At 71.6% G+C, this 13,291-nt stretch carries 13 protein-coding genes; 1 reads left to right on the top strand and 12 read right to left on the bottom strand.

Annotation, left to right across the window (positions count from 1 at the left end; translation table 11 throughout):
* Positions 1 to 192: 192 nt before the first annotated feature.
* From ACZ6R6_RS10290 to ACZ6R6_RS10320, 7 genes are all read right to left on the bottom strand, one after another.
* Positions 193 to 2,922, bottom strand: a complete 2,730-nt coding sequence (locus tag ACZ6R6_RS10290; RefSeq protein ID WP_470091982.1) for a DEAD/DEAH box helicase — start codon at positions 2,920 to 2,922, stop codon at positions 193 to 195.
* Between the two features lie 130 nt (positions 2,923 to 3,052).
* Positions 3,053 to 3,928: a diacylglycerol kinase gene (locus ACZ6R6_RS10295; protein ID WP_306869210.1), complete on the bottom strand. Its 876-nt coding sequence runs from the start codon at positions 3,926 to 3,928 to the stop codon at positions 3,053 to 3,055.
* Positions 3,929 to 3,945: 17 nt separating this feature from the next.
* Positions 3,946 to 4,761, bottom strand: a complete 816-nt coding sequence (tatC, locus tag ACZ6R6_RS10300) for a twin-arginine translocase subunit TatC (protein ID WP_470091984.1) — start codon at positions 4,759 to 4,761, stop codon at positions 3,946 to 3,948.
* Positions 4,762 to 4,890: 129 nt separating this feature from the next.
* On the bottom strand, positions 4,891 to 5,217 hold the full coding sequence (gene tatA / locus ACZ6R6_RS10305) for a Sec-independent protein translocase subunit TatA (RefSeq protein WP_470091986.1): 327 nt from the start codon (positions 5,215 to 5,217) through the stop codon (positions 4,891 to 4,893).
* A 65-nt stretch (positions 5,218 to 5,282) separates the two neighbouring features.
* Positions 5,283 to 5,471 carry a hypothetical protein gene (locus tag ACZ6R6_RS10310; RefSeq protein WP_470091988.1) on the bottom strand — a complete coding sequence of 63 codons (189 nt, stop codon included), beginning with the start codon at positions 5,469 to 5,471 and terminating at the stop codon, positions 5,283 to 5,285.
* 23 nt (positions 5,472 to 5,494) lie between these two features.
* Positions 5,495 to 6,451, bottom strand: coding sequence for a helix-turn-helix transcriptional regulator (locus tag ACZ6R6_RS10315; RefSeq protein WP_470091990.1), 957 nt, complete (start codon positions 6,449 to 6,451; stop codon positions 5,495 to 5,497).
* Between the two features lie 79 nt (positions 6,452 to 6,530).
* The gene (locus ACZ6R6_RS10320) at positions 6,531 to 7,490 is read right to left on the bottom strand and encodes a helix-turn-helix transcriptional regulator (protein WP_306869198.1); all 960 of its coding nucleotides are present in this window, start codon (positions 7,488 to 7,490) and stop codon (positions 6,531 to 6,533) included.
* 57 nt (positions 7,491 to 7,547) lie between these two features.
* Between ACZ6R6_RS10320 and ACZ6R6_RS10325 the strand changes: the two genes are divergently transcribed.
* Positions 7,548 to 8,669: a DUF3866 family protein gene (locus ACZ6R6_RS10325; protein WP_470091992.1), complete on the top strand. Its 1,122-nt coding sequence runs from the start codon at positions 7,548 to 7,550 to the stop codon at positions 8,667 to 8,669.
* Here ACZ6R6_RS10325 and ACZ6R6_RS10330 read toward each other — a convergent pair.
* The 5 genes from ACZ6R6_RS10330 to pafA all read right to left on the bottom strand — a co-directional run bounded on the left by ACZ6R6_RS10330 (position 8,615) and on the right by pafA (position 13,275).
* A complete protein-coding gene (locus tag ACZ6R6_RS10330) occupies positions 8,615 to 9,091 on the bottom strand; it encodes a DUF3291 domain-containing protein (RefSeq protein WP_470091994.1) in 477 nt (158 codons plus the stop codon). The two genes, ACZ6R6_RS10325 and ACZ6R6_RS10330, sit on opposite strands and share 55 nt — an antisense overlap.
* Before the next feature lie 49 nt (positions 9,092 to 9,140).
* Positions 9,141 to 9,779 carry a helix-turn-helix transcriptional regulator gene (locus tag ACZ6R6_RS10335; protein ID WP_470091996.1) on the bottom strand — a complete coding sequence of 213 codons (639 nt, stop codon included), beginning with the start codon at positions 9,777 to 9,779 and terminating at the stop codon, positions 9,141 to 9,143.
* 56 nt (positions 9,780 to 9,835) lie between these two features.
* Entirely contained in the window at positions 9,836 to 10,738 is a 903-nt protein-coding gene (locus ACZ6R6_RS10340) for an FKBP-type peptidyl-prolyl cis-trans isomerase (RefSeq protein WP_470091998.1), read from the bottom strand.
* A gap of 128 nt (positions 10,739 to 10,866) precedes the next feature.
* Complete coding sequence (locus ACZ6R6_RS10345) at positions 10,867 to 11,820, bottom strand: FKBP-type peptidyl-prolyl cis-trans isomerase (RefSeq protein ID WP_470092000.1); 954 nt, start codon at positions 11,818 to 11,820, stop codon at positions 10,867 to 10,869.
* Between the two features lie 96 nt (positions 11,821 to 11,916).
* Positions 11,917 to 13,275 carry a Pup--protein ligase gene (gene pafA / locus ACZ6R6_RS10350; RefSeq protein ID WP_031161482.1) on the bottom strand — a complete coding sequence of 453 codons (1,359 nt, stop codon included), beginning with the start codon at positions 13,273 to 13,275 and terminating at the stop codon, positions 11,917 to 11,919.
* Between the last annotated feature and the right edge of the window lie 16 nt (positions 13,276 to 13,291).

Below are 13,291 nucleotides of genomic sequence, written 5' to 3' on the forward strand. Positions count from 1 at the left end.
GCCAAAGGGTTCCGCCATGGGGATTTCCGCCGCGACCACCATGGAAACCGCCCCCGGGGTTACGTTGCGCGCACCAACCGTCACAAGGTATTGACCGGGCGGTCAGTTAGGCCACCCGGCCCGGTACCCCCGTCAAGGGACGCCGACGCCCCGGGCCGGCGGAGCCGGTCAGCGCGGGGGGCCGGGCCGGCCTCAGCTGAGCGAGGAGTAGGCCACCACCCCGCGCCGGAGCGCGTCCATCGCCTTGCCCGCGTTCTGCTTGACCTTGCTGCCGCGCGGGGCGGCGTCGGAGATCTGGCCGAGCAGGTCGAGCAGTTGCTTGATCCAGCGGACGAAGTCACCGGCGGCCAGCTCGGTCCCGTTGATCCCCTCCGACAGCACGGCGTCCAGGTTGTGGCCCTTGGCCCAGCGGAAGGCCGCCCAGGCGAAGCCGAAGTCGGGTTCCCTGATGAAGGACAGGCCGTGATCGCCCTCGATCGACTCCAGCTCGCCCCAGAGACGGACCATGTCCCCCAGCGCCTTCTGCACGCCGCCCGCCGGGATCCTCGGCTGGCGGGCGTCGTCGGCCTGCCTGGACTCGAAGACCAGCGAGGAGACCACCGCGGCCAGCTCGGCCGGGTCCAGCTCCTCCCAGAGCCCGGCCCGCAGGCACTCGGCGGTCAGCAGGTCCAGCTCGGTGTAGAGCTGGGCCAGGCGGCGGCCCTCGGCGGTGACGCTCTCGCCTTCGAGGTAGCCGAGCTGGTCGAGCACACCGCAGACCTTGTCGAAGGTGCGGGCGATGACGTGGGAGCGGCCCTCGACCCGGCGGCGCAGCCCCTCGGTCTCGCGCAGCAGCTTGTAGTAGCGCTCGGCCCAGCGGGCGTGGTCCTCGCGCTCGTCACAGCCGTGGCAGGGGTGCTGGCGGATCGCCCTGCGCAGGCTGTTGACCTCGTCGTCCTCGGCCGCGTGGTCGCGTGCCCTGGCCGGCTTGCCGAAGTCACGGTCACCGATCTTGGCGTGGACGGAGGCGACCAGGTTGGCCCGCTCCTTCGGCGAGCGCGCGTTGAAGTTCTTCGGGATGCGCAGGTGCTCGACCGGCTCCACCGGGACCGGGAAGTCGGCCGGCGAGAGCTTCTTGACCTGCTTGCCGATGGTCAGCACCAGCGGGGAGGGCCCCTCGCCCCGGGAGTTGAGCCCGGGGTCCAGGACGACCGCCAGTCCGGCGCGGCGCCCCCCGGGGACGCGGATGATGTCACCGGGCTTCAGCAGCTCCAGCGAGCGCAGCGCCTGCGCCCTGCGCGCCGCCCCGCGCCTGCGCGACAGCTCGGCTTCCCGGTCCGACAGCGCCCGGCGCAACGCGGCGTATTCTCCGAAGTCGCCCAGATGGCAGGTCATCGCCTCGCGGTAGCCCTCCAGGGCCTCCTCGGCACGGCGCACCTGCTTGGCGATGCCGACCACGGCCCGGTCGGCCTGGAACTGCGCGAAGGAGGACTCCAGGAGGGTCCGGGCACGCTCCCTGCCCACCTGGCCGACCAGGTTGACCGCCATGTTGTAGGAGGGGCGGAAGCTGGAGCGCAGCGGGTAGGTGCGGGTGCTGGCCAGGCCCGCGACCTGCAGCGGGTCCATGCCCGGCTGCCAGTGGACCACCGCGTGGCCCTCGACGTCGATGCCGCGCCGCCCGGCCCGGCCGGTGAGCTGGGTGTATTCGCCGGGCGTGAGGTCGGCGTGGGTCTCGCCGTTCCACTTGTCGAGCTTCTCGATGACCACGGAGCGGGCAGGCATGTTGATGCCCAGCGCGAGGGTCTCGGTGGCGAACACGGCCTTGACCAGGTTGCGGGTGAACAGCTCCTCGACGACCTCCTTGAAGGCCGGGAGCATGCCCGCGTGGTGGGCGGCCAGACCGCGCTCCAGACCGTCACGCCATTCGAGGTAGCCGAGCACGGCCAGGTCCTCGTCCGGCAGGTGCGAGGTGCGCTCGTCGACGATCTGCCGGATCTGGTGGCGTTCGGCGTCGGTGGTGAGCCGGATCCCGGCGTACAGGCACTGCATGACGGCGGCGTCGCACCCGGCGCGGGAGAAGATGAAGGTGATCGCCGGCAGCAGGCCGCTGGCGTCGAGGCGCTCGATGGCCGCGGCCCGGTCGGGCGGCGCGGCCCGGCGCGGGCGGGAGTAGCCGCGGCGGCCCCTGCCGTAGGACTGGCGCTCCTCGTCCCTGGCGATCCGCATCAGGTTGGGGTTGACCTGCGGCCGGCGGCCGTCCTCGTCCGTCAGGAACAGGTCGTAGAGGCGGTGGCCGACGAGCATGTGCTGCCAGAGCGGGACCGGGCGGTGCTCGTCGACGATGACACTGGTGTCGCCGCGGACCTCGCCCATCCACTCGCCGAACTCCTCGGCGTTGCTGACCGTGGCCGACAGGGCGACCAGCCGGACGGACTCGGGCAGGTGGATGATCACTTCTTCCCAGACCGCGCCGCGGAACCGGTCGGCCAGGTAGTGCACCTCGTCCATCACGACGAATCCGAGCCCCACCAGGGTGCCGGACCCGGCATAGAGCATGTTGCGCAGGACCTCGGTCGTCATGACGACGATCGGGGCGTCGCCGTTGACGCTGTTGTCGCCGGTGAGCAGGCCGACCTTGGCCGCGCCGTAGCGTCTGACCAGGTCGTTGTACTTCTGGTTGGACAGCGCCTTGATGGGGGTGGTGTAGAAGCACTTGCGGCCCTGCTCCAGGGCCAGGTGCACCGCGAATTCGCCCACGACGGTCTTGCCGGAGCCGGTCGGAGCGGCCACGAGGACCCCGTCGCCGGCTTCCAGGGCCTGGCAGGCGTCCAGCTGGAAGTCGTCCAGCCCGAAGTCGTACAGACCGCGGAACGAGGTCAGCGCCGGCCCGCTCTCGGCCTGGCTCTGACGGAAAGCAGCGTAGCGTTCCGCTGGGGTCGTCATAGCTCCACCCTACCGATATCGGGATTCCGGTCCGCCCGCCGCGTCAAGTGATGGCCAAGTCCCGCCCCGGGACGCGGGGCCTCGCTCCGGCCGCGGGCGGCGCCTCCGGGCCGCCGCGGAACACGGCGGACTAGGTGAGCACCCGCAGCGATCCTGGGACGACCTCGCAGGTGAGCGGGACCGGCCCGACCCGCTCGCCGTCGGCGTAGGCGACCACGCCGGGGGCCTCCAGGGTGATCCGGCGGGCGCGGCGCATGGTGACGGCGGGGTGGCCCGCGTGGGAGCCCTTGTAGACGCGGGGGAAGGTGCGCAGGAACTCGCCCTTGGGCACCGCCCCGAGGATCGTCACGTCCAGCAGCCCGTCGTCGGGGACGGCGTCCGGGCAGACCCGCATGCCGGCGCCGTAGGAGCTGGTGTTGCCGACCGCGACCAGCATGGCCTCGCGCTCGATCACCTCTCCGTCGAGATCGAGCCGGAACGGGATCGGCCGGAAGGAGCGCAGCTCCTCGGCCAGCGCCACCAGATATTTGGCCATGCCGGGCGGCCAGGTCATCCGGTTGGCCCGCTCGTTGACGCGGGAGTCGAACCCGCAGCAGACCACCCCGGCGAACCACTCGTCCGGGCCGATCCTCGCGGCGTCGATCACCCGGGGCGCGCCCTTGAGCACGATGTCGGCGGCGGCGAGGGTGTCCTTCTTCGGCAGGCCGAGCGCGCCCGCGATGTCGTTGCCGGTCCCGGCGGGGATGACGCCCAGCGGCACGTCGGTCCCGGCGACCGCCTGGACCGCCAGGTGGACCAGGCCGTCGCCGCCGAAGGCGACCAGCGCGTCGGGCCCCTCGGCGACGGCCGTGCAGGCGCGCTCCAGCGCGTCGTCGGCCGACTCCCCGACGATCACCGAGACCTCGGCGCCGTCCCGCCGGAGCCTGTTGAGCACGGGTTCGAGCAGGCCGCGCGAGCGGCCGCCACGGGCGGCGGGGTTGGCGAGGACAGCGATCTCTCCGGGCACAGACCGGAACTTATCGCCTACTTGGCCGGGTCGGTATCCGTCGTGCCCAAATCGAGAGGAGAGTCGTCGTCGAGACGGGAGGCCTCGTCGTCGGACAGGTGGGAGAAGTCGTCGCCCTTCGGCGCTCTCCGCTCCCGTACGTACATGAACCCCTCGGCGAGGGCGAACAGCACGACCATGGGGATGGCCAGCGCGATCATCGAGAACGGGTCGGTGCTGGGGGTGGCGAGCGCGGCGAACAGGAACATGATGAAGATGACCATGCGGCGGTGCTTGGCCACCGTGGCACGCGGCAGGACGCCGATCACGTTCAGGAACACCATCAGCAGCGGCAGCTCGAAGGAGACGCCGAAGATGATGAGCATCACCAGCGCGTAGCTGAGGTATTCGTCCATCTCCAGCAGCGGGATCGCGTTGGTGGGCGCGAAGCCGAGCAGGATCGCCAGGCCGGTGTCCATGATGAAGTAGGCCAGCGCGGCGCCGGCCAGGAACAGCGGGATCGCCAGGGCGAGGAACGAGATCGAGTAGCGCTTCTCGTTGCGGTAGAGGCCGGGGGTCACGAAGGCCCAGATCTGATACAGCCAGACGGGCGAGGAGACCACCAGCGCGAACATCGCCGCGACCTTCAGGTTGACGAAGAACGCCTCGAAGACCCCGCGGATGGCGAAGGTGCACTCGCCCTCCCGCAGCAGGTGCGAGGCGGGCAGGTCGCAGTAGGGCTCGGTGATGAAGGTCCAGATCGGGTCGAAGAAGATGAACCCGACGACGATGCCCGCGACCAACGCGAGCAGCGCGATGACCAGCCGGTTGCGCAGCTCACGGAGATGCTCCATGAGCGGCATGCGCCCCTCAGCCGAGTCCGTGGACGACACCGGCCCGTTCGAGCCCGGCTTGGGCCATTTCAGCAGCGCCATTGACGAATCCCGGTCCGAGGAGTGAGTGATCAGGGGCGGGCCGGAAGCCTACTGGGACTTCGGGGCACCGGCCTGAGCGCGCAGCCTGGCGGCCTGCTCCTCCAGGGCGCGGGCCTGCTCCTCGGCCGACGGCGCCGGAGCCGGGGCCGTGGTGAGCGGCTGCGGGGCCGAGGCGGCGGGCTGGGGCTGCGCCTGGACGACCGTGGCCGTCGGGGCGTCGGCGTCGTCGTCGTCGCGGAGCTTGGAGGTCTCCGCCTTGAAAATGCGCAGCGACCGGCCCAGTCCTCGAGCGGCGTCCGGCAGCTTCTTGGCACCGAACAGCAGCACCAGGATCAACCCGATGATGATCAGCTCAGTGGGTCCCAGGTTGGGCATGACACATCCTTAAGCCGAGCGACATGCAATCTCTGCCCCGATCGTACGCTGCCCGGGACACAGACTCATCCCTTCGGGGCCCGGATTGTCCCGGTCTTCTCGCTGAACAGGACCTGTGCGGGCTCCAGCCTGCCGCGCGTCCTGGCCACCTCCCGGCCCAGTTCCCGCACCGCCAGCAGCACGCGGACGCCCAGGAAGGCGAGGACGACCAGTCCCGCGAAGGCCAGCCCGACCGCGGCGAAGATCCAGCTCATGTCATGAGATCTTAACCCGGACGTCAGGAGACCGACTCGTAACGGTCGAGCGCGGACGTCGCGGCCCGCCGCACGCTCTCGGCCAGCGAGTCCGGTGACAGCACCCGCCCGCTGTCGCCCAGGCGCAGCGCCAGCCGTACCAGCCAGCCCTGGTCACGCGCCCGCAGCGCCACCCGCAGCCGGCCTCCGCCGAGCTCCTCCACCCGCTCACACGGGTAGTATTCGGCGACCCAGCGGCCGGTCGGGGTCAGCTCCAGCTCCACCAGCTCGTCGGTCGGAGAGGGCCGGAAGACCCCGGGGGTGACCTCGTCGGGCACCGCGCCGTCCGGCGGGTCGGCGGCCACGTCGAGGATGTCGACGGTGAGCATCCGGTCCAGCCGGAACAGCCGCACCGCCTCGGCGCGGTAGCACCAGCCCGACAGGTAGGAGCGGCCGTCCACCACGACCAGGCGCATCGGGTCGACCTCACGCGGGGTGATCTCGTCGCGGCCCGGCACGTAGTAGCGCAGCGACAGCCGCCTGCCGCGGCGCAGCGCCTCGTTCACGGTGGGCAGCGCGTCCGGCGTGGCGTCGACCTCGACCGCGACCTGGCTGCTGACCGCGGCCGCGCCCGCCACGGAGGCCTGCTCGAACTTGGCGATGACCCGCGTCAGCGCGTCACGCTCGCCGAACTCGGGCATCTCGGCGAGCATCCGCAGGGCCACCAGCAGCGCGCTGGCCTCGTCCACGCCCAGCCGCAGCGGGCGGGCGATGGTGTCGGCGTTGTCGATGACGATCTCGCCGCCGTCCCACGACACGTCGATCAGGTCGCCGGGGGTGTGGCCGGGCAGCCCGCACATCCACACCAGTTGCAGGTCGTCGATGAGCTGCTTCTCGCTGAGCCCGAAGATCTTCGCCACCTCGGGCACCTGGGCCCCGGGGTGCGACATCAGGTAGGGCACCAGTGCCAGCAGTCTGGGCAGCCGGTCGGCCGTGCTCATGCTCCGCTCCACTCCGCGTCCGCGACGCCCCGCTCGCTCACTCGCCACTCCCCCGTGCCCGGCACGGCCCTGCCACGCCTCACGCCAGCGCGCCCTTCAGGCGGCAGATCACGGCGTCGCGGGCCTCCGGTGGCCCGGTCACCTCGGCGTCGGCGGCGAAGCCGACGACCCATCCGGCCAGCCGCTCGGGGTCGGTGAAGTCGACCTCCAGCTCGTCCCATCCGCCGGAGCCCGGCCGGACGGCCTTGGCCACCTGGCGCAGCCCCTGGCAGGTGCCCTCGCGGACCCGGATGAGGGCGGTGCGCTCCCGGACCGTCAGGTCGTCGCCGTAGCCGACCATCGCCTTGATGTCGACGCCCTCGGGCACCACCACCGCGCCGGGGCGGCCCACCGGGGCGACCGGGCCGCTGATCCGGCTGAGCCGGAACACCCGGGGGGCGTCGCGGTCACGGTCGTGGCCCACCACGTACCACCGGCCGCGCCGGCTGACCACGCCCCACGGCTCCACCGTGCGGGTCAGCACGCTCTCGCTGGCCGCCGCCCGGTAGGCGAAGCGGACCGCGCGCCGGTCGCGCACGGCCTCCCAGAGCGCGGGGAAGGCCGGGTCCTGGGTGTCCACCCGCAGTTCCAGCGCGCCGCCGAGCATCCCGCCCGCCTCGTCGGTCTCCACTCCCCCGGCGCGCAGCTTCAGCAGCGCCCCGCTGGCCGCCTCGGCCAGGCTGGCCCGCTGCCACACCTGGGCCGCCAGGCCCACCACGGCCGCCTCGTCGGGCTCCAGGGTGATCTCGGGCAGCTCGTAGGCCTGCGGGACGATCCGGTAGCCCGGATCCTCCTCCCAGGGGTCCTTGTGGACCTCGATCGGTATGCCGATCTCGCGCAGCTCGTTCTTGTCGCGTTCGAACATCCGCTGGAAGGCCTCGTCGTTGGCGGCGTCGTAGCCGGGCACCGCCTGGCGGATGTGCTCGGCGCTGAGCGGCCGCCGCGTGGCCAGCAGGCAGATCACAAGGTTCAGCAACCGCTCTGTCTTCCGGCGCGACATCCGGCCTCCCTCCCTGTTCGAATGACGCTGTGTTCAGGTGACGCTACTCTTCCCCGCGTGATCAGATGGCGCAGGGGCGAGGTAGTACGGATCCGGCGCGAGTGGCCGGGGGCGGTGGAACTCGACGTCACCACCGAGGATGGCAGCGCGCGTGCGCTGGCCTATCCCGCCCTGGTGGGACGCCCGGAGCCCGGCGACGTGGTGCTGCTCAACACGACCGCGCTCGCGATGGGTCTTGGTACGGGAGGTTACGCCATGGTGGTGGCACTCCCGGACCGTTTACCGGAAGATCCGCAAGGCCCCGGACACCTGGTGAAGGCACGCTACACCCCGTTGCAGACCACCGTGCTCGGCGCGGATGAGCAGGACTCCCCGTTCCACGAGGCGCTGCGCGAGGCCGACTCCCTGGACGGCATGCCGGTGGTCGTCGCCGACCTGCACTCGGCGCTCCCGGCGATCCTCTGCGGCCTGTACGGCGCGCACCCCCCGGGCCGGCCGGCCGGGGCGGGAGAGGCCGGACCCGGGGCGGAGGAGCCGAGACCCCCCCGGGTCGCCTACGTGATGCTCGACGGCGGCGCGCTGCCCGCCTGGTTCTCCATGTCGTGCGCCCAGCTCAGGGAGGCGGGCTGGCTGGGCGGGGTGGTCACGGTGGGCCAGGCCTTCGGCGGCGACGTGGAGGCCGTGACGGTGCACACGGGCCTGCTCGCGGCCCGGCACGTCCTGGGCGCCGACGTGGCGGTCGTCACCCAGGGGCCGGGCAACCTGGGCACCGGCACCCGCTGGGGCTTCTCGGGCGTGTCGGCCGGGGAGGCGGTCAACGCCGCCGCCGTCCTGCGGGGGCGGCCGGTGGCGGCGCTGCGGGTCAGCGAGGGCGACCTGCGTGAGCGCCACATCGGCGTGTCCCACCACTCGCTGACCGCCTACGGCCGGGTCGCCCTGGCCCCGGCCCAGGTCGTCGTGCCGGAGCTGCCGGGCGACTTCGGCAGGCGGGTGGCCGAGCAGTCGCAGCCGCTGGCCGAGCGGCACGAGCTGGTCGGGGTGGCCGTGGACGGGCTCCACGAGGCGCTGCGGGGCTCTCCGGTGCGACTGTCGACGATGGGCCGGGGGCTGGAGGAGGACCTGGCCTACTTCCTGACCTCGGCCGCCGCCGGACGCCACGCCGCCTCGCTGCTGTCGTAGAAGTCCTTGAAGGTGAAGGCCCGCGGGGTCGGGCCTTCGGCCTTCAGCAGCTCCAGGCGCTCCATCCCCTCGGCCAGGGTCGGGACGTGGTCCCGGGGGATCCACCACATCACGCTGTAGGGCTCCGCCATGCGCAGGAACCACTCCCTGCGCCGCTGCAGGACGCCCAGGTGCGCGCTGCGGTAGGTGAAGTCCCACAGCGTGTCGCGCGACTCCCACACCGAGAAGTTGATCAGCAGATGGTCGCCGTAGTCGTGCTCGACGGTGTCCTGGGGGCCGTCGCCGCCCTTGAGCCGCCACACGAAACCGGGCGCCTCGTCGGAGAGCCGGTTGATGGGGTCGAGGGCCGCGACGAAGTCGGCGAGCTCGGGCGAGTCCTTGGGCGCGCGCATGTGGGCGATGTTCAGCTGAGCCAGGTGCATGACGGTCAGCAGACCACCCCGTCCCCTTCTATGTCAATTTTTATTATTTTTAGAGATCCTCCTTGGCGAAGGCGACACAGCACTCCCCCGGGCGCGGGTCCAGCTGGGCCGCCACGGCCTCCTCGCCGAGCCCCGCCAGCAGCCCCTGGCACAGCGCCAGGTTCACCGAGCAGACCAGCAGCGGATGCTCCTCGGCGAGCAGGTGGAAGGGACAGTTGCGCAGCCGCAGCCGCCCCTCCTCCTCGTACGGCTCGTAGCCGCGCCGGCGCAGCACCTCGCCGAGGTCCTCCCCCGGCCCGGCGAGCCCGGCCCCGGCCCGGCGGGCCACCTGCTCGGCCTGCTCGTCCCCGCCCAGCAGGTCGACCACCTCGGCCAGCGTCCGCGCCAGCGTCCGGTAGTCCCTGGGCGGGACGCTGACCTGCCACTCCCCCGGCGTCCGGCGGTAGACCTTCGACGGACGGCCGCTGCCCGGGCCGGTCCTGTCCGTCAGCCGTTTGAACCCCGCCTCCAGCAGCCCGGCCTCGACCAGCTTGTCCAGGTGGAAGGCGGCCAGGGTCCGCTGCACCCCCACCGCCTCGGCGGCCTCGTTGCGTCCCACCTCGCGCCCCCGGGAGGCGACGTAGTCGTAGACGGCCCGCCGTACCGGATCGTGCAGGGCCGCCACCGCGTCGAGGTCATCGCTGCTCACAGCCCGGATTCTAGGGCGGGGCCGGGGCCGCCGCGCCGTACGGGGAAGACGCCCGGTCAGTAGGCGGCCAGGACGTCGACGACGAAGACGAGGGTGTCGGACGGTTTGACCAGCGGCGGCAGGCCCCCGCGGTAACCGAGCGCCGGGGGGACGATCATGGCGACGCGGCTGCCGACCGGGACGCCGACCAGGGCCCTGTCCCAGCCGGGGATGACGCTGCCGTCACCGATCCGCACGGCCTTGGGCTGCCCGTCGCCCCACGTGGACTCGGCTGCGCCCGTGCCCCAGACCCGGCACTCGTACTGGGTGACCAGGAGCTGCCCGGCCTGGATCCTGGGCCCGTCGCCCCGGATGAGGACCTTGCTCCGCAGCTGCGCGGGCGGCCTGGCGTCCGGCAGGCTGACGGCCGGGCGCTCGCCGGGCCCCCCGCCGATCTCGACCCCGGCGAGGGCGCCGGGGCCGCCCCTGCCCCGGGCCGCGGCATCCGGCGAGAACGCGCCCAGGACGTCGACCACGTAGAACAGCTCGTCGTCGGCGGTCATCCCGCCGGGCGGGTTGGGGCCGTAGCCCTCTCCGGGCGGGATGGCGGCCACGACGCGGCTGCCGACCCGGCGCCCCTGCAGGGCCTTGCCCACCCCGGAGATGGACCGGCCCAGCGGGAAGGAGGCGGGCGCGCCCTGGTTGAAGCTGGAGGCCAGCAACCGGTTGTCGGCACCGTCCCACACGTGCGCGGTGTAGTGGGCGACGACCAGGTCACCGCCCTTGATCACGTTCCCGGTGCCGGTCATCTGCTCGCGGATCCGCAGGTCACCGGCGGGCTCACCCTCAGGGAAGACGACCTTGGGCCTGACGCCGAAGTCTCCGAGCACCTCGATGTCCGGGCCCGGCCGCCCGCCGGCGGAGGTGCAGGCGGCGGCCAGCACGAGCGAGAGCGCGGCGAGCAGTGGCGGGGTACGCATGCGACTCCCAGGGCCGGGGATGAGCCAACCCTAACGCCCTATTGGGAGAATTGTCAGTAGAGCGCGGAGCCCGGCCGTGCGGGCGCACGGCCGGGCTCCGGCGAGATCCGCGGCTGTCCGCGGAGCCGTCAGTAGGCGGCGACGACGTCCACGAGGAAGACCAGGGTGTCGGTGCCCTTGATCTTCTCGCCGGAGCCCTGCTTGCCGTAGCCGAGGTCCGGCGGGATGCTCAGCAGCACCCGGCTGCCGACCGGGACGCCGACCAGACCCTGGTCCCAGCCCTTGATGACCTTGCCGGTGCCGATCTGGAACATGATCGGCTCACCGCCGCGCGACCAGCTGCTGTCGAACTCCAGGTCCGAGCCCCAGATCTTCCCGGCGTACTGGACCAGGATCGACTGGCCGGACTTGACCTCCGGCCCGCTGCCCTTGATCACCGTCTTGGCGACGAGCTCCTTGGGCGCCTTCTCCTTGGTCTTGGTGGTCAGCTTGGGCGCGGCGTCGCCGCCCGGGTTGTCCACCTTCACACCCTTGAGGCCCGGGTCGGTCGCCTCACCCTTGGCCGCCTTGCCCTCGGGGACGCCCACCACGTCGACCACGAAGACCTGCGACTGGCCCGCGGGCGCCTGCGCCTGCTGCGCGGCGGGCAGCGCGTCCTTGGCGACGACCGACAGGAAGCGGCCGCCCCCCTTGGTCTCGGCGAAGCCCTTGCGCAGGATCTGCGGGACCTGCTCGTTCATCGTGATGAGCTGGGGGCCGCCCTCGTCGTAGGTCGAGCCGGCCAGCTTGTTCTCCTTGCCGTCCCAGGTGTAGACGGTGAAGTTGGCCACCACGCTGCCGCCCTCCTTGGCGGCGGCGCCGACGGTGCCGGGCGTGATCACCTGGTAGGAGGAGGTCTCGACGACCTTCGCGGGGAAGGCCACCGTCGGCTTGGCGTTCGCCGCACCCGTCACCTTCAGCTCTGAGACCGCGCCGGCGGGGCTGCTGGAGGCGGTGCCGGTGGCGGCACCGCCTCCGGCACCGCAGGCTGCGGCGAACAACAGAGGCACTGAGGCCAGGACGGCCAGGCTGCGGCGGCGCATAGGTATCCCTCAAGCAGACGTCAGGTTCGCGCCACATTACCCGCCCGGGCATACGGATGAGTTAAGCCAGGGACCGATCTTGCCGAAGCGTGACCATCACATTCCCGCGATCAGTTTGTCCACCCTTTCGTCCACGCTGCGGAAGGGGTCCTTGCACAGCACGGTGCGCTGCGCCTGGTCGTTGAGCTTCAGGTGCACCCAGTCGACGGTGAAGTCGCGGCGCTTCTCCTGCGCCTTGCGGATGAACTCCCCGCGCAGGCGCGCCCGGGTGGTCTGCGGCGGCACCGACTTGGCCTCGAAGATCTTCAGGTCGGAGGCCACCCGCTCCACCGCGCCGCGCTTCTGCAGCAGGTAGAACAGGCCGCGGCGGCGGTGCACGTCGTGGTAGGCCAGGTCGAGCTGGGCGACCCGGGGGCTCGACAGGGGCAGGTCGTACTTCTTGCGGTAGCGCTCGATCAGCTGGTATTTCGTCACCCAGTCGATCTCGCGGGCCACCAGGTCCAGGTTGCCGGTCTCGACGGCGTTGAGCGTGCGCTCCCACAGCTCCAGCACCCGGTGGCTGGTCTCGTCGCCGCCGCGGCGGTCGACGAAGTCACGGGCCTTGGAGAGGTATTCCTGCTGGATCTCCAGCGAGGACGCCTCACGGCCGTTGGCCAGCCGCACACGCCGCCGCCCGGTCATGTCGTGGGAGACCTCCCGGATCGCCCGGATCGGGTTCTCCAGCGACAGGTCACGCATCACCGTGCCCGCCTCGATCATGCGCAGCACCAGGTCGGTCGCGCCGACCTTGAGCAGCATGGTCGTCTCGCTCATGTTGGAGTCGCCGACGATGACGTGCAGGCGGCGGAAGCGCTCGGCGTCGGCGTGCGGCTCGTCGCGGGTGTTGATGATCGGGCGCGACCGGGTGGTCGCGCTGGAGACGCCCTCCCAGATGTGCTCGGCCCGCTGGGAGACGCAGTAGACCGCGCCACGGGGGGTCTGCAGCACCTTCCCGGCGCCGCAGACGATCTGCCGGGTCACCAGGAAGGGGATCAGCACATCGGCCAGGCGGCCGAACTCGCCGTGCCGCCCCACCAGGTAGTTCTCGTGGCAGCCGTAGGAGTTTCCGGCCGAGTCGGTGTTGTTCTTGAACAGGTAGATGTCGCCGGCGATGCCCTCCTCGCGGAGCCGCTTCTCGGCGTCGACGAGGAGACCCTCCAGGATCCGCTCCCCCGCCTTGTCGTGGGTGACGAGCTCCACGACGTTGTCACACTCGGGGGTGGCGTACTCGGGATGGCTGCCCACGTCCAGATAGAGACGGGCGCCGTTGCGCAGGAAGACGTTGCTCGATCGGCCCCATGAGACGACCCGGCGGAATAGATAACGCGCGACCTCGTCGGGTGACAGCCGCCGCTGCCCCCTGAACGTGCAGGTGACGCCGTACTCGTTCTCAAGCCCGAAGATGCGACGATCCATTGCCTCACACTATTCG

The organism is Streptosporangium sp. NPDC048886 (assembly GCF_055586905.1).